The sequence below is a fragment of the Stenotrophomonas sp. C-A genome, from assembly GCF_054030835.1.
In genome coordinates this window covers 760,535-778,192 of record NZ_CM132916.1, presented here as the reverse complement: position 1 = coordinate 778,192, position 17,658 = coordinate 760,535, and the positions used below count along the sequence as shown (strand labels likewise).

The window sequence follows — 17,658 nt, the reverse complement described above, 5'->3', positions numbered from 1 at the left end:
TGCGTGGATGGTGTCGTTCAACGCAATACGGGCGCGTCCATCCACGGGAACGGCTTGAAGCCCTGCACCTGCAGCGTCGCGCCGATGACATCGAAGTCATCCTTGATCGCCTGCGCGCGGCGACGATCCAGCGCTTCACCCAGCACCAGCGGCAACACGCGGCAGCGCGCCAACGCCTCGCCCACCGGAATCTCCAGCAGGCGCGCCACGCACTGGGCTGCGGCTTTGATCTGCCCCTCCGGGCACGCTCCCAGCGTCAGATCGAAGGACGCGAAGATGCCTGTGCCCACACCCGCCTCGCGCGCAGCCACCTGTTCCGCAGCTTCCGCTTCGCCCAGGGCCTCGTCGATACCCTCGACCTGCTGGAACGCGTCGTACTCGGCGTAGTACGCCAGCGCCTGTGCGTAGTCCCGCAGCGACGACAGCGGGCGTTGCCGCTTCTGCACGTCGAGCACATCCGCAAACGTCGCAGGTTCCAGAAACGTGCCCAGGCCCAGCGCGCGCGCTTCAGCCGGGACCTCGCTGTCCTCATCGAAGGCGGCATCCTCATCGGGTGGCAACCAGAAGCGCGCCTGCAGCAGATCGCCCTCGGTGGCGTGCACCCAACCGAAGGAACCGTACACCTCATCATCATCGTTGCAGGCGGCGAAGGCATGCAGGGTCTGTTGCAGGTCCAGCAGTTCGATCATGCGTCGGTGCTCAGGCAGGCGGTCGCTGCCGAGTCTACCGGCGCCGGGCGCAGGCCCAGCGCGATCACCACGCCGAGCGCGGCGAACAGCGCGGCGCCGTACTGTGCATTGACCATGCCCTGCAGGGCATCGGGGCTGGTTGCCGCCTGCGTGCCGCGCGCGGCGTTGGCGATCATCACCAGTACCGCCAATCCCAAGGCGCCGCCGATCTGCTGGGCGGTGGCCGCCATGCCGGACGCAACACCTTGCTGCGGTCCCGGCACGCCCTGCCCGGCCACGATCCACATCGCCGTCCAGCTCATGCCCTGGCCGATGCTGAGCACCACGATGCCCGGCAGCAGCGGCCAGTAGCCGGCGCCATGCGGCATTGCCAGCGCCACCGCGGCGATGCCGATGGCACCGGCGGCAAAGCCCCAGGCCAGCACCTGCCGTGGCGAACGGCGCCGCAGCATGCGTTCGGCAATACGGATGCCGAAGGTGCACACCAGCGTCGGCAGCAGGAACGCCATGCCAGCCTGCAGCGGGCTCCAGCCATAGCCATCCTGGAAGTACAGCGCCAGGAAGTAGTACTGCACGCCGTAGCTGCTCATGAAGGCGAAGGTCAGGCCCAGTGCCGCGCGCAGGCCGGGCAGGCGCAACAGCGAAAACTGCATCAGCGGGTCACGGCTGCGCTTCTCGATCTGCACGAACACGGTCAGCAGTACTGCTGAAAGCAGCAGGCAGATGAGCGTGGCCGGCGCCGTCCAGCCCCACTCCGGCCCTTGCACGAGGGTGGTGACCAGCAGGCTGCCGCCAGCGGTGACGGTGAGGCAGCCGGCCAGGTCGAAGGAACGCCCCTGCACCCGTGGGCCATCGGCCGGCAACCACGCACCGGCAGCGACCGCACATGCGGTGGCCAGCGGCACGATTACCGCCAGCACCGCCGGCCAGCCGAACGCCTGGGTCAGCACGCCACCGAGCAGCGTGCCCAGCGCCAGGCCCACCGCGCTGGCCATGCTCCAGATCGCCAGCGCGCGGTTGCGCACCGGGCCTTCGGCGTACAACGTGTTGATCAATGCCAGCGTGGCCGGGAACAGCAGCGCCGCACCGACGCCCTGTGCGGCACGCGCAATGATCAGCAGGGTGGCATTCGGCGCCAGCGCACCGAGCAACGAAGCCAGTGCGAACAGCAGCATGCCCAGCCGGTAGAAACGGCGGCGGCCGATCAGGTCGGCGGCGCGGCCACCCAGCAGCAGGCTGCCGCCGAACGCGACGGTGTAGGCACTGACCACCCATTGCAACTGCTGCGCGTTGATCTGCAACGCGCGGCCCATGTCGTGCAGGGCGACGAAGATGATGGTGGCGTCCAGGGCGATGATCAGCTGCGCGGTGGCCAACAGGGTCAGCGCACAGCGCGGGTATTTGAGGGGAGGCATCGGCGGGTTGGAGCGGTGGGGGGAGCGCAGTCTCATTGATGCGGACAACTCAATAAACCCCCTGCCGCCCATATCTGTCATGATTTTCAGCATGAATGCAGCCTCGATGGACCTCAATGCGGTGCGCATGCTGGTGCAGGTCGCCGAAGCACGCAGCTTCACGGTGGCCGCCGGCCAGCTCGGCCTGAGCCAGTCCGGCCTGTCCCGCGCGATCGGCCGGCTGGAGGCCACGCTGGGGGTGAAGCTGCTGCAGCGGAACACCCGCAACGTGGCGCTGACCCCGGATGGCCGCCAGTTCGTGGAACAGGTGGCCCCCCTGCTGGCCGGCCTGGACGATGCCGAGCGGCAACTGGCCGACCGCCCGTGCACGCCCTCGGGCACGTTGAAGATCAGCGCGCCGTCGATGTTTGGCCGCAAGGTGCTGGTGCCAATGCTGGGGCCGTTGCTGCAACAGCATCCGCAGTTGCAGGTGGAAGCGGTGCTCAGCGACCGCCTGGTCGATCTGGTCGAGGAAGGCTTCGATGCCGCGCTGCGCACCGGCGTCATCGCCGACCAGCGCATCGTCGCGCGGCCCTTGCGGCCGCTGCGCTGGGTGACGGTGGCCAGCCCCGCCTATCTGGCCCGCTGTGGCGCACCGGGCGATGTAGCCGCGCTGCAGGATCACGCGTGCCTGGCGGTGCGCAACCTGCGCAGTGGCCGGCTGGTGGACTGGCAGTTCCTGCAGGACGGGCAACTGCGTGAGGTCACGCCACCGACGCGGATGGTGTTCGACAGCGGCGATCCGCTGGTGGAAGCGGCCATCGCCGGTATCGGCATCGTGCAGGTGATGGATTTCGCGGTGGCCGATGCGTTGGCCGACGGCCGCCTGCAGCGCGTGCTGCAGCCCTTCGAGGGCCGCAGCCGCGAACTGTCGTTGATCTACCCGCCGTCGCGCCAGCATTCGCCGAAGCTGCAGGTGCTGACCGACGCGTTGCTGGCGGGGGATTGGTAGATCCACGCCATGCGTGGATGAGGCCGGTAGCGCCGGGCCATGTCCGGCGCTACCGGTGAGGCGTTGCCGGCCAACGGCCGGCACTACCGATCAGGCAAAGCTATCGGTGGCGCGCACCAGCGCGTCCACGTTCTCGGCTTCGAACGCCGAGTGGCCCGAGGCCGGGGTGATGTCCAGCTTCGCCTTCGGCCACACCTTGGTCAGGTCCCAGGCGTTGGCCAGCGGGCAGACCACGTCGTAGCGGCCGTGCACGATCACGCCCGGAATATCGGCGATGCGGTGCGCGTCGCGCAGCAGCTGGTCTTCCACTTCGAAGAAGCCGCCGTTGACGAAGTAGTGGTTCTCGATGCGCGCGAACGCCAGCGCGAAGTGCGGATCTTCGTGACTGTTGATGAAGTCATCATCCACGTGCAGGAAGCTGGTGGCGCCTTCCCACACCGCCCACGCCTTGGCCGCTTCCAGGCGGGTGGTTTCGTCGTCGCTGGTCAGGCGGCGGTGGAAGGCCGAGATCAGGTCATGACGCTCCACTGACGGAATCGGCTTCAGGTAGTGCTCCCACGCATCCGGGAACAGGCGGTTGGCGCCCTCCTGGTAGAACCATTCCAGCTCCCAGCGACGCAGCATGAAGATGCCGCGCAGGACCAGTTCGGTCACGCGCTGCGGGTGGGTTTCGGCATAGGCCAGCGCCAGGGTCGAACCCCAGCTGCCGCCGAACACCTGCCAGCGATCGACCTTGAGGTGTTCGCGCAGCTTCTCGATATCGGCAACGAGGTCCCAGGTGGTGTTGTCCACCAGGTCCGCGTGCGGGGTCGAACGGCCGGCACCGCGCTGGTCGAACAGGATGATCCGGTACTTGGCCGGGTCGTGGAACTGGCGCATCTTGTCGCTGCAGCCGCCGCCCGGGCCACCGTGCAGCATCACCACCGGCTTGCCGTCCGGGTTGCCGCACTGTTCGAAGTACAGCGTGTGGCGGTCGTCGACCTTCAGGGTGCCGACCTCGTAGGGGGTGATGGCGGGGTACAGCGTACGCATGCTTGCAGCTCCAGGGTGATGCCCTGCCGGGGCAGGAGAACCTCCATTCTAGGCCGGACGCCGGCCCAGAGTGATGCGGTCGCGCTGCTCCAGGTCCTGCACGGTCTGCACCTCGGCAAAACCCGCCGCGTCGAACAACGCGCGGATCGCCTCGCCCTGGTCCCAACCGTGCTCGATCAGCAGCCAACCATCGGGCAGCAGGTGGGCCTGGCCACCGTCGACGATGCGGCGGATGTCATCCAGGCCATCCACGCCGGAGGCCAGCGCGGTGGCCGGTTCAAAACGCAGGTCGCCCTGTTCCAGATGCGGGTCGTCGCTGGCGATGTACGGCGGGTTGCTTGCTATCAGGTCGAAACGCGCGCCCTGCAGCGGCGCATACCAGTCGTGCCCGCCCTCGGCGAAGCGCACGTTGCGCAGCTCATGGCGCGCGGCGTTACGCTTGGCCACGGCCAGCGCGCCCGGGCTGGCATCGGTGGCCTGCACCTGCGCCTGCGGCCGCTCGCTGGCCAGCGCCAGCGCGATCGCGCCGCTGCCGGTGCCGAGGTCGGCCACCTGCAGGTCGCGATTGGCCGGCAGGCGCTCGAGCGCCAGTTCCACCAGCAGCTCGGTTTCCGGGCGCGGAATCAGCGTGGCCGGGTCGACCTCCAGGTCCAGCGTCCAGAAACCGCGGCGGCCGGTCAGGTAGGCCACCGGCTCACCGGCCACGCGGCGGGCCAGCAGTGCTTCGAAGGTGGCCTGATCGGTGGACGGCAGCGGGTCGGTGGCGTGCGCGAACAACCAGCTGCGCGGGCGCTCCAGTACGTGCAACAGCAGCAGTTCGGCCTCGTGGCGGGCGTCGATGCCGCCCAGGCGGGCGCTGGCCTCGGCCACGATCTGGCGCAGGGTGGGTTCGGGTTGGAAAGACATTCCTCAATTGTAGAGCCGAGCCGATGCTCGGCTACTTCTGGAACAGCCGAGCATCGGCTCGGCTCTACAGATCCACCGTCGAGCGTGGCTTGACGCTACAAAAAGCTGGAATCCGTTCAGGTTTCGCCAGAGCGCATAAGGAGGGGCTATCAGCCCTTTTCACGCGCCCAGGACGATTTTCCTTGTCACACAGGCAGTTGCAGGATGAGGGCGGCAAGGTTCAGTGCCTGCTCATGGCCCTTTGATAGACTCCATCTATCAAATAGATGCAATCAATGGATTGTTCTTATCGCGAGCGAATCGGTAACCTAGCTCCTGTCGATTCACCCACTCCCCTTCACCAGAGGAAAAACGATGTCCCTGATCAACACCCAGATCCAGCCGTTCGAAGCCAACGCTTACCACAATGGCGAGTTCATCAAGGTTTCCGACAACAGCCTGAAGGGCCAGTGGTCCGTCCTGATCTTCATGCCGGCCGCCTTCACCTTCAACTGCCCGACCGAGATCGAGGACGCGGCTGACCATTACGCCGAGTTCAAGAAGGCCGGCGCCGAGGTCTACATCGTCACCACCGATACCCACTTCTCGCACAAGGTGTGGCACGAAACCTCGCCGGCCGTCGGCAAGGCCCAGTTCCCGCTGGTCGGCGACCCGACCCACCAGCTGACCAATGCCTTCGGCGTGCACATTCCGGAAGAAGGCCTGGCCCTGCGCGGCACCTTCATCATCAACCCGGAAGGCGTGATCAAGACCCTGGAGATCCACTCCAACGAGATCGCCCGTGACGTCTCCGAGACCCTGCGCAAGCTGAAGGCTGCCCAGTTCACCGCCGCCAACCCGAACCAGGTCTGCCCGGCCAAGTGGAAGGAAGGCGAGAAGACCCTGACCCCGTCGCTGGACCTGGTCGGCAAGATCTAAAGCAGTACCGGCCTGCCGTGGCCCCACGCCACCGCGCGCCTTTCATCCCCGTGCCGGTCCCCCCGCCGGCGTGGGGGTGAACCCAAGACAGCCAACGCGCGCCAGCCTTGGCCAGCCAGCCCGTTCCACGGTCGCTGTCTTGGGTTCACCCCTACCCCCTGCTGGTCCGCTACCTTCTAAAGCGGTGCCACGCCCCCTGTTTGCCTGAAGCCAGGAGATGACCCGATGTTGGACGCCAACCTGCAGTCGCAGCTGAAGACCTATCTGGAGCGCGTGACCCGCCCGATCCAGATCACCGCGCACGCCGACGACGGCGCCAAGTCGCAGGAAATGCTGGAACTGCTGCAGACCCTGGAAAGCCTGTCGGACAAGATCTCGCTGCAGGTGCTGCGTGACGGCCAGGGCCGCGTGCCGTCCTTCGACCTGGGCACCCCGGGCCAGGACATCCACCTGACCTTCGCCGGCCTGCCGATGGGCCACGAGTTCACCTCGCTGGTGCTGGCGCTGTTGCAGGTGGGCGGCCACCCCTCCAAGGCCACTGCCGAGCTGATCGAGCAGGTGCAGAACCTGGAAGGCGAGTACAAGTTTGAAACCTACTTCTCGCTGTCCTGCCAGAACTGCCCGGACGTGGTGCAGGCGCTGAACCTGGCCGCCGTGCTCAACCCGCGCATCCAGCACGTGGCCATCGATGGTGCCCTGTTCCAGGACGAAGTCGAGAAGCGCGAGATCATGTCGGTGCCGACCGTGTACCTCAACGGTGAAGTCTTCGACCAGGGCCGCATGACCCTCGAGCAGATCGTGGCCAAGCTGGATACCAATGCCGGCAAGCGCGATGCCGAGAAGATCGCCGCCAAGGACGCCTTCGATGTGCTGGTGGTGGGCGGTGGCCCGGCCGGCGCGGCAGCAGCGATCTACGCCGCACGCAAGGGCATCCGCACCGGCATCGCCGCCGAGCGTTTCGGTGGCCAGGTGCTGGACACCATGGCGATCGAGAACTTCATTTCGGTGAAGGAGACCGAAGGCCCGAAGCTGGCCACGGCGCTGGAACAGCACGTGCGCGAGTACGAGGTGGACATCATGAACCTGCAGCGCGCCAGCGCGCTGGTGCCGGCCGGTGAAGACGGCCTGGTGCAGGTGCAGCTGGAGAACGGCGCAGTGCTGAAGTCGCGTTCGGTGATCCTGTCCACCGGCGCACGCTGGCGGCAGATGAACGTGCCGGGCGAAGACCAGTACCGCAACAAGGGCGTGGCCTACTGCCCGCATTGCGATGGTCCGCTGTTCAAGGGCAAGCGCGTGGCGGTGATCGGCGGTGGCAACTCCGGCGTGGAAGCGGCCATCGATCTGGCCGGCATCGTGTCGCATGTAACCCTGCTGGAGTTCGATTCCAGCCTGCGCGCCGATGAAGTGCTGCAGAAGAAACTGCGCAGCCTGGCCAACGTCACCGTGTTGACCAGCGCGCAGACCACCGAAGTGCTGGGCGACGGCAGCCGTGTCACCGGCCTGGTCTACAAGGACCGCGTCGGCGGCGACGCCCACCGCGTCGAGCTGGAAGGCATCTTCGTGCAGATCGGCCTGCTGCCCAACACCGAGTGGCTGAAGGACACCGTGGCGCTGTCGCCGCGTGGCGAAGTCGTCATCGACGACCGCGGCCAGACCAACCTGCCGGGTGTTTTCGCCGCCGGCGATTGCACGACGGTACCCTACAAGCAGATCATCATCGCCATGGGCGCCGGTTCGACCGCCGCACTGAGCGCGTTCGACCACCTGATCCGCTCGTCGGTGAGCAGCAGCAGCGGTGCCGTTGCTGAAGCTGCCTGATCCACCGTTCCCAGATCACCGGGAACATTGTCTGCCTGTCGGGTAACCACGCCGTCAGCCGGTCCGTTACCCCTGGGGTGTAAGGATGAACCTACGTGATCTGAAGTACCTGGTAGCCCTGGCCGACCACAAGCATTTCGGCCGGGCTGCCGCCTCCTGCTTCGTCAGCCAGCCAACGCTGTCCACGCAGATCCGCAAGCTGGAAGAAGAGCTGGGCCTGCCACTGGTGGAACGCGCACCGCGCAAGGTGATGCTGACCCCGGCCGGCCAGGAGGCTGCCGCGCGGGCGCGAGTGATCGTGTCCGAAGTGGAACAACTGAAGGAAGCGGCGCGACGCAGCCGCGATCCGGAAGCCGGTACGGTGCGCCTGGGGATCTTCCCGACCCTGGGCCCGTACCTGCTGCCGCATGTGATCCCGCGCATCCGCGATCGCTTCCCGGAGCTGGAACTGCTGCTGGTCGAGGAAAAGAGCGATGTGCTGCTCGACCGCCTGCGCGAAGGCAAACTCGATGCTGCGCTGCTGGCCCTGCCGGTGATCGACGATCAGCTGCACGCCGAGTTCCTGTTCGAGGAGCCGTTCCTGCTGGCCGTGTCCGGGCGCCACCCGCTGGCCCGTCGCGAACACCTGGACGTGCAGGAACTGGCCACGCAGAAGCTGCTGCTGCTGGAAGACGGGCATTGCCTGCGCGACCAGGCGCTGGAAGTCTGCCGCCTGTTCGGTGCCAACGAGAAGTCCGAGTTCCGCGCCACCAGCCTGGAGACGCTGCGGCAGATGGTTGCCGCCGACGTCGGCATCACCCTGCTGCCGAGCCTGTCGGTGCAGCCGCCGGTCCCGCGCTCGAACAACATCCGCCTGCTCGACTTCACCGGCGAGGGCCGTCCCAGCCGCCGCATCGCCATGATCTGGCGCCGCAGCTCGGCCATGAACGACTTCCTGATGGAGCTGGCCGACCAGTTCAAGCGCCTGCCGCAGGCGCTGTTCACCCTGGAGGCGGTCAACGCCGCCGGCGACACTGCCGCCCTGCCCGGCCCCGCGCTGAACGGCTGAGCCCCCGCAGTACCGGCCTGGAATCGGCAGGAGTCGATTCCGGCCGCATTTGTCCCCACAATACAGACAGGCGGCGCCAGCAGGTGCCGCCTTTTGCATGGCTTTCAACCAAGGAGCTTCACCATGAGTACCGCCAGCGGCCTGCCGCCGTCGATCACCGTTTCCACCTTCGACATGGACCGCCTGGACGCCATGCTCGAATCCCCTGCGCTGAGCCAGACGCCTGCCGCGCTCGCGCTTGCTGAAGAACTCAACCGTGCCACCGTGCTGGCAGCGGACCAGATTCCCGAAGGCATCGTCATGATGCATTCGCGCGTGGAGTGCGAAGATGAAGTGTCGGGCGAAAAGCACGTCCTGACCCTGGTCTTCCCCCGCGAAGCCAACGTCGATGAAGGCAAGGTCTCCGTGCTGGCCCCGGTCGGCACCGCCCTGCTGGGCCTGGCCATCGGCCAGAGCATCGACTGGAACGCGCCTGGCGGCCGCAAGCTGCGCCTGCGCGTGACCGCGGTCCACAACGACCGCCCCTGATTACCGCTGCGCACCGCGCGCGATTCGATCCCCCTGCACCAGGAGCCGTAATGAGTACCCCGTCCAAACTGTCCCAGCTGCGCGAACTGTCCGTGGTCGTTGCCGATACCGGTGACTACGAGGCGATCAAGCGCCTGCAGCCGGTGGACTGCACCACCAATCCGACCCTGGTGAAGAAGGCGCTGGACCTGCCGGTCTACGCCGAGCTGATCGAACGCGAACTGGCCTGGGGCCGCCAGCAGGATGGCGACCGCGAAGCCGTGGTGCACGCCGTGGCCGACCGCCTGACCATCGGCGTCGGCGCGCTGCTGAGCACGCTGGTGCCGGGCCGCGTGTCCACCGAAGTGGATGCCGACCAGGCTTACGACACCGCCGCCACCGTGGCCAAGGCCCGCCAGTTCATCCAGATGTACGCCGATGCCGGCGTGCCGCGCGAGAAGATCCTGATCAAGATCGCCGCGACCTGGGAAGGCGTGGAAGCCGCGCGCATCCTGCAGGCCGAGGGTATCGACTGCAACCTGACCCTGATCTTCAACCCGACCCAGGCGCTGGCCTGCAGCGAAGCCGGCGCGTTCCTGATCTCGCCGTTCGTCGGCCGCATCCTGGACTGGTACGTGGCCAACGGCCAGACCCCGGCCAGCATCGACGAAGACCCGGGCGTGAAGTTCGTGCGTGGCGTGTATGCCGAATTCAAGCGCCGCGGTTCGCCGACGGTGGTGATGGGCGCCTCGTTCCGTTCGACCGCGCAGATCGAAGCGCTGGCCGGCTGCGACCGCCTGACGATTTCGCCGGACCTGCTGGAGAAGCTGGACGCCGACCACGGCGCGCTGCCGCGCAAGCTGGTGGCCGGTGCCGCCGACGGCGTGGCGGTGACCCCGATCGATGCGGCGAAGTTCGCGGCGGATCTGGCGGCCGATCCGATGGCGACCGAGAAGCTGGCGACGGGTATCGATGCGTTTGCCAAGGATCTGGAAGCACTGCGCGAGCGGATCCGCGCGGCACTGTGATTCCGGCCAACGGCTGAGCCCCTCGTGGCGGGTCGGTTGGTCGCGAAAGGCATGAAGCAACAGCCGTGCTGGGTCGGGCGGGTTGGGTTCGCGGGAGACGCCGTGAATCCATCCCTGGAGGCTTGGCCGCCGCATCCATGCGGCGGACACTCCCGCGAACCCAACCCGCCCGCCCTCTGACAGTTTCCTGTGGCCGCCCGCCACGGAAGAAAGAAAGAAGAGCAACAGCGGGTCGCGCGCTTCGCTTGCTCGGAGCCGAGCATGGCTCGGCTCTACAGGAAGCAGAAGCAGAAAAGAAAAAGGACGCGGCGAAAGCCGCGTCCTTTTTCTTTTCCAACAGTTCGTCAGTAACCCAATGCTCTTTCCCACCGTCACCGGGAAACTGTCGAAGGTGGGACGGGGGCGGCTGGCAGGACCGTTGGCGCCATGGGCCCGAGGCATGCCTCGGGCGGGTTGGGCAGGACGCCCAACCCCGGTCTTGCCGTGTGCGCAGGACAGCGCACACGAGCAAGGCGCCATCGAGCCCCCAAGGATGGGCTTACGGCGTGTCCTGCCAGCCGCCCCCGTCCCGCCAAACCATCAGCAACCCAGAGCCGCTTTGGCTTTGGCTTTGGCTTTGGCTTTGGCTTTGGCTTTGGCTTTGGCTCTGGCTCTGGCTTTGGCTCTGGCTTCTGCCCGCCGCAGGCGGACCACCGCGCGTCAGCGCGGCGCCTCCACATCCAGCCCGATCGGGCAGCTCACGCCGGTGCCGCCGATGCCGCAATAGCCATTCGGGTTCTTCGCCAGGTACTGCTGGTGATAGTCCTCGGCGTAGTAGTACGCCGGCGCCGGGTACACGATCTCGGTGGTGATCGGGCCGTAACCGGCCGCATCCAGCTGCGCCTGGTAGGCCTCGCGGCTGGCCAGCGCTGCGGCGTACTGCGACTCGTCGGTGGCGTGGATCGCCGAGCGGTACTGGGTGCCGGTGTCGTTGCCCTGGCGCATGCCCTGGGTCGGGTCGTGGCTCTCCCAGAACAGCTGCAGCAGCCGCTCCAGGCTCACCACTGCCGGATCGAACACCACCTGCACCACTTCGGTATGGCCGGTCAGGCCCGAACAGACCTCTTCATAGGTCGGATTCGGGGTGATGCCACCTGCATAGCCGACCGAGGTGCTGTACACGCCCGGTTCGGTCCAGAACTTGCGCTCGGCGCCCCAGAAGCAGCCCAGCGCGAAACGGATCTGCTGCAGGCCGGCGAAACGGTCCTTCAGCGGATGGCTGTTCACGAAGTGCTGGTTGCTGTGCAGCGGCAGCGGTTGGTCACGCCCCGGCAGCGCCTCTTCCGGGCGCGGCAGGCGCTGCTTGAAGGCGCCGATGCCGAGGATGCCCTCGCCAATTCCCAACATGATGCGCTCCTACGCCGGAAGTCCGGCTATGTCGTCTGCATCTGAAATGGGGGCGTCCGGCGCGTGGCCCAAGTCCAGCGCCGCCACGATGTCCTCGGCCTGCGGCCGCGCCGCGTCGGGGATGCCCACCCGCAGCACGCCGAACAGCGGCAGCTCACCCATGCCACCCAGCAGCGACTCGCCGAACACGAAGGCCGGGATGCCGGCATCTTCCAGCGCGTGCTTGACCAGGTGGGCGTCGAACAGGTTGTCGGCCTTGTACACGATGTGCATGCGGCGGCTCCGTGGGACAGGGTTCCAGCATACGCCCGGGGGCTGAATGGTGGTGGTGACGGCGCATGACCATTCCCACGGCCAGCCCTACCGGGCAGCCATGCCCCGTACGCGCTAGACTGTTGGTCTTTCTGCCTTTCTTTTTCGCCGACTCATGTCCGAGCACACCCCCGCCAGCCCCGAGACCCCCGCCGACAGCCACGAAAAGCGCGATTTCATCCGCCAGATCGTGCGCGAGGACCTGGCCAGCGGAAAGCACCAGGCGATCAAGACCCGCTTCCCGCCGGAGCCGAACGGCTACCTGCACATCGGCCACGCCAAGTCGATCTGCCTGAACTTCGGCATCGCCGGTGAATTCAGCGGCGTCTGCAACCTGCGTTTCGACGACACCAACCCGGCCAAGGAAGATCCGGAATACGTGGCCGCGATCCAGGACGACGTGCGCTGGCTGGGCTTCAGCTGGAACGAGCTGCGCCACGCCTCGGACTACTTCCAGACTTATTACCTGGCCGCCGAGAAGCTGATCGAACAGGGCAAGGCCTATGTCTGCGACCTGTCGGCCGAGGAAGTGCGCGCTTACCGCGGCACCCTGACCGAGCCGGGCCGCCCGTCGCCGTGGCGCGACCGCAGCGTCGAGGAAAACCTCGACCTGTTCCGCCGCATGCGGGCCGGTGAATTCCCGGATGGCGCGCGTACCCTGCGCGCCAAGATCGACATGGCCAGCGGCAACATCAACCTGCGCGATCCGGCGCTGTACCGCATCAAGCACGTCGAGCACCAGAACACCGGCAACGCGTGGCCGATCTACCCGATGTACGACTTCGCCCACGCCCTGGGTGATTCGATCGAGGGCATCACCCACTCGTTGTGCACGCTGGAATTCGAAGACCACCGCCCACTGTACGACTGGTGCGTGGACAACGTCGATTTCGCCCATGACGATGCGCTGACCCAGCCGCTGGTCGATGCCGGCCTGCCGCGCGAAGCAGCCAAGCCGCGCCAGATCGAGTTCTCCCGCCTGAACATCAACTACACGGTGATGAGCAAGCGCAAGCTGATGGCGCTGGTCACCGAACAGCTGGTGGACGGTTGGGAAGACCCGCGCATGCCGACCCTGCAGGGCCTGCGTCGCCGTGGCTACACCCCGGCCGCGATGCGCCTGTTCGCCGAGCGCGTGGGCATCAGCAAGCAGAACTCGCTGATCGACTTCAGCGTGCTGGAAGGCGCGCTGCGCGAAGACCTGGACAGTGCCGCGCCGCGCCGCATGGCGGTGATCGATCCGGTCAAGCTGGTGCTGAGCAACCTGCCGGAAGGCCACGAAGAACAGCTGACCTTCAGCAACCACCCGAAGGACGAGAGCTTCGGCAGCCGCGAAGTACCGTTCGCACGCGAAGTGTGGATCGACCGCGAGGACTTCGCCGAAGTACCGCCGAAGGGCTGGAAGCGCCTGGTCCCGGGTGGCGAAGTGCGCCTGCGCGGCGCCGGCATCATCCGCTGCGATGAAGTGATCAAGGATGCCGACGGCACCATCACCGAGCTGCGCGGCTGGCTGGATCCGGAATCGCGTCCGGGCATGGAAGGCGCCAACCGCAAGGTCAAGGGCACCATCCACTGGGTCAGCGCCGTGCACGGCGTACCGGCCGAGATCCGCCTGTACGACCGCCTGTTCTCGGTGCCGAACCCGGACGACGAATCGGAAGGCAAGACCTACCGCGATTACCTCAACCCGGAATCGCGCCGCACCGTCACCGGCTATGTCGAGCCGGCCGCGGCCAGCGCCGCGCCGGAGCAGTCGTTCCAGTTCGAGCGTACCGGCTACTTCGTGGCCGATCGCCGCGACCACACCGAGGCCAAGCCGGTGTTCAACCGCAGCGTGACCCTGCGCGACACCTGGTCGGCCTGAGGACCTGCGCGGGCGCCGGGAAGGCGCCCGCACGACCACGACCATGATCACCGCCCTGTCCGCCCTGCTCTGGTTCATCTCGCAGCATCCGCTGCTGACGTTCTTTTCGGCGATGGTGCTGGCCGGGCTGGTCTCGTGGTGGCGGCGCTTTCCGGGCTACGCCATCGTGGTGTTCCCGCTGGCGATGCTCAACATCTTCCTCGGCCACTTTCTCAACGCCGCCTTCCTCAACGTGGTGGGCGAGCGTGGTGAAGCGGTGATCGTGAAGTCCGAGCGGACCAGCTCGACGATGAACGAGCAGTACATCTGGCGCTACGAAGCGGTACTGCGCACTGCCGAAGGCCGCGATGTGGAAGTGGTGTTCCACACCAACACCGCCTCACTGTGGCCGCTGGAGAATGCCATCCGCATCCCGGCGCCCGACCAGCCATTCGTGGTGAAGTACACGCCGGGTTTCCCGCGCAACTTCGTCATCCTCACCAACGAATCCCCGCACGGCATCGCCCAGGCCCGTGCCAGTGCGCGCGAGCGCGTGGAGGTGGCGGCACGCAAGCTGCACTTCAGCCCGGGCAATGCCGATTTCCGCACGGACTATCGCCGCGAGCTGGAAACCTGGCTGCGCGACCACGGCAACGATCCGCAGCAGCAATCCGACGCGCAGCGATATCGCGCCGAACTCGACGCTCTCGACCGTTAGATTTCCAGGCCCTGCCTGGGTGTTCCACCCCATCCACCGACAGGCCTGACATGACCACGACCTCCGCCGCCCTCCTCCCGCTGCTGCAGCAGGTCCTGCAGGACGCGGGCGTCGCCAGCCACGTCGACGGCAACGCGCTGCTGCTCGACAGCGGCCTGCGCCTGACCCCGCATGCGATGGCCGCACATGCGCGCGACAACGGCGGTTGGCAGACCTCCACCGTCATCGAAAGCCAGCATCCGCAGCTGTTCGCCGACGGCCTGTTCGAGTACCAGCATGCCAACGGTGCCGATGAGCAGGCATCGCTGTTGTCCGGCTTCCAGACCTGGGTGCGGGTGGACCTGGCGACCCTGCAGACCGCGCTCGGCGCCGAAGAAGCACAGGGCCTGCCGATGCTGGGCCTGACCTATCCGGCCAGCGACGACGGCGAGGAACTCGAACGCACCGTGGTGCTGGGGCCGTTGGCGCACTACCGCGCGCAGGAGGTGGATGCCTCCACCTGCAGCGAGGACGACCACGGTTCCTGCCCTTGCTGCCTGTTCACCCACAGCATGGAGGCCTTCGACGAGCTGCTGAAAGCCCGCCAGTTCCTGGCCATCCGCCTGTTCGCCTCGCGCGATGCCGATGGCCTGTGCGAGGCCGATTGCCGGGTCAATGGCCACGACTTTGCCGCCGCCCTGCCCCTGCTGCGCGCCTACGCGGCCAGCTGGCCGCAGGCCGGGCTGGAATTCCGCAAGCAGTACGTGGTGATCCGCACCGGTTCACCGGGCTGATCCGCCGCCACACCCGATACAGGCCGGTGCGGCTACACTGCGCGCCGGTTTCCCAAGCAACCGCACTTTCTTCCATCCCACACGAGGCACCCCCGCGATGCTGTACGCGCAAGTCCACCTGACCCTTCCCGCCTGGATCCACGACCAGATCGACCTGGATCGTCGATATCCGGGCGATGAGGCCAAGGTCGCGCTGGCGATCGAGCTGTCGCGGCTGAACGTCGAACACGCCAGTGGCGGCCCGTTCGGCGCCGTGGTGTTCGGCCCGGATGACAAGGTCATCGCCGCCGGCGTGAACCGGGTGATGCCGCACGCGACCTCGCTGGCGCACGCCGAGAACATGGCCTACATGCTGGCCCAGCAGCGCCTGCAGACCCCGCGCCTGAACGCGGTGCTGTCGCCGGTCACCCTGGCCACCAGTTCGCAGCCGTGCTGCCAGTGCTATGGCGCCACCGTGTGGGCCGGCATCGACCGCCTGCTGATCGGTGCCAACTCGGCCGACGTCGAGGAACTGACCCCGTTCGACGAAGGCCCGCTGCCGGCCGACTGGGTGGGCGAACTCAACAAGCGCGGCATCGAAGTGGTGCAGGGCCTGAACCGCGACGCCGCGCGCAGCGTGCTGCGCGCCTATGGGGAAAGCGATGGCGCCCGTTACTGAAACCGGCATCGGCCTGCTGTGCCTGTGCCGGCAGGGCTTCGAGCCCGAACTGGCCGGCGAGCTGCAGTTCCGCGCCGGTGAAGCCGGTTTCGCCGGTTATGCGCGCACCCAGCGCAATGATGGCTACGTGCTCTTCATGTGCGACGAAGCTGCGGCACTGGCACCGCGCCTGCGCTGGCGCGAGCTGATCTTCGCGCGACAGAAGCTGGTGGTACTGGCCGAGCTGCCGCAGCTGGACCCGGCCGACCGCATCACCCCGATGCTGGAGGTGCTGGCCGATGCGCCGCGCTTCGGCGACCTGTGGGTGGAACACCCGGATTCGGATGCCGGTAAGCCGCTGTCCGGCCTGGCCCGCGCCTTCGGCAACGCGCTGCGCCCGGCGCTGCGCAAGGCCGGCAAGCTGACCGACAAGCCAAACAATCGCCTGCCGCGCCTGCACGTGGTGTTTGTGGACGGCACCCACGCCTTCGTCTGCGTGGCCGACCCGGCCGACAGCGCGCCGTGGGCGCTGGGCATCCCGCGCCTGAAGCTGCTACCCGAAGCGCCTTCGCGTTCGGCGCTGAAGCTGGACGAAGCGCTGCTGACTCTGCTGACGCCGGAAGAACGCGAGGCGCTGGCCAGGCCCGGAATGCGTGCGGCCGACCTTGGCGCCGCCCCCGGCGGCTGGACCTGGGTGCTGACCCGCCAGCACATGCACGTACTGAGCATCGACAACGGTCCGCTGCGCCAGCACGTGCTGGACACCGGCCTGGTCGAGCACCTGCGCGCCGATGGCTTCCATTGGCATCCGGAGCAGCCGCTGGACTGGATGGTCTGCGACATGGTCGAGCAGCCGCGGCGCGTGGCAGAGCGCATGGCCACCTGGTTCCGCGAAGGCTGGTGCCGGCACGCGATCTTCAACCTGAAGCTGCCGATGAAGAAGCGCTGGGACGAAACCCGGCTGTGCCTGGACCTGTTCCAGGACCAGGCCGGCAAGCCGCTGGTGGTGCGCGCCAAGCAGCTGTATCACGACCGTGAGGAGATCACGGTACTGGCCTCGCCGCTGCGCTGAGGAACATGCCCGCCGGGCATGGGCCCGGCGCTACCGAGGAAGGGAACCATGCGATACCACTCGCTCGCCACGCTGATCACCTTGCTGGCAACCGCACCTGCCATGGCCCAGCAGCTGCCGCACACCCCTGCGCAGAGCCAGCCGCTGGGCCCCACCGGCGGCGCGATCCGCCAGCAACCGCTGGATGCTGGCCGGGTCAGCGGCAGCGTCGAGATTGCACAGCCGACCGGCGAGGCGCAGGTGACCGTGCGTTCGCTGGAACCCAGCAGCGTGGTCGGCCAGTACCGCATCCACTTCGCCACGCTGGATGTGAACGGCGATGGTTTCATCAGCCGCGAGGAAGCGCAGGCGAATCCGGCACTGGCCGATGAGTTCAATGCATTGGACGTGAAGCGTCGCGGCAAGCTGGATCGTGCCGACCTGGCCGGTTGGCTGGTCGACTGAAAAAAGGGGACGGAGGGGATTAAGTCGTTTGTGGCACAAACGACTTAATCCCCTCCGTCCCCTTTTTTTGTTCACCGGTGCCGGAAGCGTGCCAACCAAGGTTGGCACCTACCAGAGCGGC

The 17,658-nt window shown here is 67.0% G+C and carries 18 protein-coding genes; 12 read left to right on the top strand and 6 right to left on the bottom strand.

Annotation, left to right across the window (positions count from 1 at the left end):
- Positions 1 to 17 precede the first annotated feature (17 nt).
- Together ACW5IY_RS03495 and ACW5IY_RS03490 are read right to left on the bottom strand one after the other, a co-directional pair.
- On the bottom strand, positions 18 to 689 hold the full coding sequence (locus ACW5IY_RS03495) for a DUF7716 domain-containing protein (RefSeq protein ID WP_049436462.1): 672 nt from the start codon (positions 687 to 689) through the stop codon (positions 18 to 20).
- Positions 686 to 2,104: an MFS transporter gene (locus tag ACW5IY_RS03490; RefSeq protein WP_049436463.1), complete on the bottom strand. Its 1,419-nt coding sequence runs from the start codon at positions 2,102 to 2,104 to the stop codon at positions 686 to 688. The genes ACW5IY_RS03495 and ACW5IY_RS03490 overlap by 4 nt, the downstream gene beginning before the upstream one ends.
- Positions 2,105 to 2,210: 106 nt before the next feature.
- Here ACW5IY_RS03490 and ACW5IY_RS03485 point away from each other — a divergent pair, with 106 nt between their 5' ends.
- Complete coding sequence (locus tag ACW5IY_RS03485) at positions 2,211 to 3,095, top strand: LysR substrate-binding domain-containing protein (RefSeq protein ID WP_049436472.1); 885 nt, start codon at positions 2,211 to 2,213, stop codon at positions 3,093 to 3,095.
- 90 nt (positions 3,096 to 3,185) lie between these two features.
- On the opposite strand, the gene pip is transcribed toward ACW5IY_RS03485, so the two are convergent.
- Positions 3,186 to 4,127 carry a prolyl aminopeptidase gene (gene pip, locus ACW5IY_RS03480; protein WP_049436464.1) on the bottom strand — a complete coding sequence of 314 codons (942 nt, stop codon included), beginning with the start codon at positions 4,125 to 4,127 and terminating at the stop codon, positions 3,186 to 3,188.
- 48 nt (positions 4,128 to 4,175) lie between these two features.
- Complete coding sequence (prmC, locus tag ACW5IY_RS03475; RefSeq protein ID WP_049436465.1) at positions 4,176 to 5,033, bottom strand: peptide chain release factor N(5)-glutamine methyltransferase; 858 nt, start codon at positions 5,031 to 5,033, stop codon at positions 4,176 to 4,178.
- Positions 5,034 to 5,387: 354 nt separating this feature from the next.
- Here prmC and ahpC point away from each other — a divergent pair, with 354 nt between their 5' ends.
- The 5 genes from ahpC (at position 5,388) to ACW5IY_RS03450 (ending at position 10,352) form a co-directional block, all read left to right on the top strand.
- Positions 5,388 to 5,951 carry an alkyl hydroperoxide reductase subunit C gene (ahpC, locus tag ACW5IY_RS03470; RefSeq protein WP_049436466.1) on the top strand — a complete coding sequence of 188 codons (564 nt, stop codon included), beginning with the start codon at positions 5,388 to 5,390 and terminating at the stop codon, positions 5,949 to 5,951.
- Between the two features lie 225 nt (positions 5,952 to 6,176).
- Positions 6,177 to 7,769, top strand: coding sequence for an alkyl hydroperoxide reductase subunit F (gene ahpF / locus ACW5IY_RS03465; protein WP_049436467.1), 1,593 nt, complete (start codon positions 6,177 to 6,179; stop codon positions 7,767 to 7,769).
- 85 nt (positions 7,770 to 7,854) lie between these two features.
- On the top strand, positions 7,855 to 8,817 hold the full coding sequence (locus ACW5IY_RS03460; protein WP_049436468.1) for a LysR substrate-binding domain-containing protein: 963 nt from the start codon (positions 7,855 to 7,857) through the stop codon (positions 8,815 to 8,817).
- A 123-nt stretch (positions 8,818 to 8,940) separates the two neighbouring features.
- A complete protein-coding gene (rnk, locus tag ACW5IY_RS03455; protein WP_049436469.1) occupies positions 8,941 to 9,345 on the top strand; it encodes a nucleoside diphosphate kinase regulator in 405 nt (134 codons plus the stop codon).
- Positions 9,346 to 9,395: 50 nt separating this feature from the next.
- Positions 9,396 to 10,352: a transaldolase gene (locus ACW5IY_RS03450; RefSeq protein ID WP_049436470.1), complete on the top strand. Its 957-nt coding sequence runs from the start codon at positions 9,396 to 9,398 to the stop codon at positions 10,350 to 10,352.
- A gap of 699 nt (positions 10,353 to 11,051) precedes the next feature.
- Here the strand turns inward: ACW5IY_RS03450 and msrA are convergent.
- Both msrA and ACW5IY_RS03440 read right to left on the bottom strand, forming a co-directional pair.
- Positions 11,052 to 11,717 (bottom strand): peptide-methionine (S)-S-oxide reductase MsrA, encoded by a 666-nt coding sequence (gene msrA, locus ACW5IY_RS03445; protein ID WP_049435653.1) that lies wholly within the window; start codon positions 11,715 to 11,717, stop codon positions 11,052 to 11,054.
- A gap of 30 nt (positions 11,718 to 11,747) precedes the next feature.
- On the bottom strand, positions 11,748 to 12,011 hold the full coding sequence (locus ACW5IY_RS03440; RefSeq protein WP_010481810.1) for a putative signal transducing protein: 264 nt from the start codon (positions 12,009 to 12,011) through the stop codon (positions 11,748 to 11,750).
- A 154-nt stretch (positions 12,012 to 12,165) separates the two neighbouring features.
- On the opposite strand from ACW5IY_RS03440, the gene ACW5IY_RS03435 reads away from it, so the two are divergent.
- From ACW5IY_RS03435 to ACW5IY_RS03410, 6 genes are all read left to right on the top strand, one after another.
- Positions 12,166 to 13,914 (top strand): glutamine--tRNA ligase/YqeY domain fusion protein, encoded by a 1,749-nt coding sequence (locus ACW5IY_RS03435; protein ID WP_049435561.1) that lies wholly within the window; start codon positions 12,166 to 12,168, stop codon positions 13,912 to 13,914.
- Between the two features lie 43 nt (positions 13,915 to 13,957).
- Positions 13,958 to 14,611: a membrane protein gene (locus tag ACW5IY_RS03430; protein WP_049435562.1), complete on the top strand. Its 654-nt coding sequence runs from the start codon at positions 13,958 to 13,960 to the stop codon at positions 14,609 to 14,611.
- A 50-nt stretch (positions 14,612 to 14,661) separates the two neighbouring features.
- Complete coding sequence (locus ACW5IY_RS03425) at positions 14,662 to 15,384, top strand: DUF6348 family protein (RefSeq protein ID WP_049435564.1); 723 nt, start codon at positions 14,662 to 14,664, stop codon at positions 15,382 to 15,384.
- A gap of 97 nt (positions 15,385 to 15,481) precedes the next feature.
- On the top strand, positions 15,482 to 16,042 hold the full coding sequence (locus tag ACW5IY_RS03420) for a nucleoside deaminase (protein WP_004154307.1): 561 nt from the start codon (positions 15,482 to 15,484) through the stop codon (positions 16,040 to 16,042).
- Positions 16,026 to 17,093 (top strand): 23S rRNA (cytidine(2498)-2'-O)-methyltransferase RlmM, encoded by a 1,068-nt coding sequence (rlmM, locus tag ACW5IY_RS03415; protein ID WP_049435565.1) that lies wholly within the window; start codon positions 16,026 to 16,028, stop codon positions 17,091 to 17,093. Before ACW5IY_RS03420 ends, rlmM begins: the two co-directional genes overlap by 17 nt.
- Before the next feature lie 48 nt (positions 17,094 to 17,141).
- A complete protein-coding gene (locus ACW5IY_RS03410; protein WP_049435566.1) occupies positions 17,142 to 17,537 on the top strand; it encodes an EF-hand domain-containing protein in 396 nt (131 codons plus the stop codon).
- Positions 17,538 to 17,658: the final 121 nt, after the last annotated feature.

Coding starts and splice junctions, on each gene's coding strand:
- ACW5IY_RS03450 (WP_049436470.1), top strand. CDS start 9,396: ATGAGTACCCCGTCCAAACTGTCCCAGCTGCGCGAACTGTCCGTGGTC.
- pip (WP_049436464.1), bottom strand. CDS start 4,127: ATGCGTACGCTGTACCCCGCCATCACCCCCTACGAGGTCGGCACCCTG.
- ACW5IY_RS03435 (WP_049435561.1), top strand. CDS start 12,166: ATGTCCGAGCACACCCCCGCCAGCCCCGAGACCCCCGCCGACAGCCAC.
- rnk (WP_049436469.1), top strand. CDS start 8,941: ATGAGTACCGCCAGCGGCCTGCCGCCGTCGATCACCGTTTCCACCTTC.
- ACW5IY_RS03425 (WP_049435564.1), top strand. CDS start 14,662: ATGACCACGACCTCCGCCGCCCTCCTCCCGCTGCTGCAGCAGGTCCTG.
- rlmM (WP_049435565.1), top strand. CDS start 16,026: ATGGCGCCCGTTACTGAAACCGGCATCGGCCTGCTGTGCCTGTGCCGG.
- ACW5IY_RS03430 (WP_049435562.1), top strand. CDS start 13,958: ATGATCACCGCCCTGTCCGCCCTGCTCTGGTTCATCTCGCAGCATCCG.
- ACW5IY_RS03420 (WP_004154307.1), top strand. CDS start 15,482: ATGCTGTACGCGCAAGTCCACCTGACCCTTCCCGCCTGGATCCACGAC.
- prmC (WP_049436465.1), bottom strand. CDS start 5,033: ATGTCTTTCCAACCCGAACCCACCCTGCGCCAGATCGTGGCCGAGGCC.
- ACW5IY_RS03460 (WP_049436468.1), top strand. CDS start 7,855: ATGAACCTACGTGATCTGAAGTACCTGGTAGCCCTGGCCGACCACAAG.
- ACW5IY_RS03440 (WP_010481810.1), bottom strand. CDS start 12,011: ATGCACATCGTGTACAAGGCCGACAACCTGTTCGACGCCCACCTGGTC.
- ahpC (WP_049436466.1), top strand. CDS start 5,388: ATGTCCCTGATCAACACCCAGATCCAGCCGTTCGAAGCCAACGCTTAC.
- ACW5IY_RS03490 (WP_049436463.1), bottom strand. CDS start 2,104: ATGCCTCCCCTCAAATACCCGCGCTGTGCGCTGACCCTGTTGGCCACC.
- ACW5IY_RS03485 (WP_049436472.1), top strand. CDS start 2,211: ATGGACCTCAATGCGGTGCGCATGCTGGTGCAGGTCGCCGAAGCACGC.
- ACW5IY_RS03410 (WP_049435566.1), top strand. CDS start 17,142: ATGCGATACCACTCGCTCGCCACGCTGATCACCTTGCTGGCAACCGCA.
- ACW5IY_RS03495 (WP_049436462.1), bottom strand. CDS start 689: ATGATCGAACTGCTGGACCTGCAACAGACCCTGCATGCCTTCGCCGCC.
- ahpF (WP_049436467.1), top strand. CDS start 6,177: ATGTTGGACGCCAACCTGCAGTCGCAGCTGAAGACCTATCTGGAGCGC.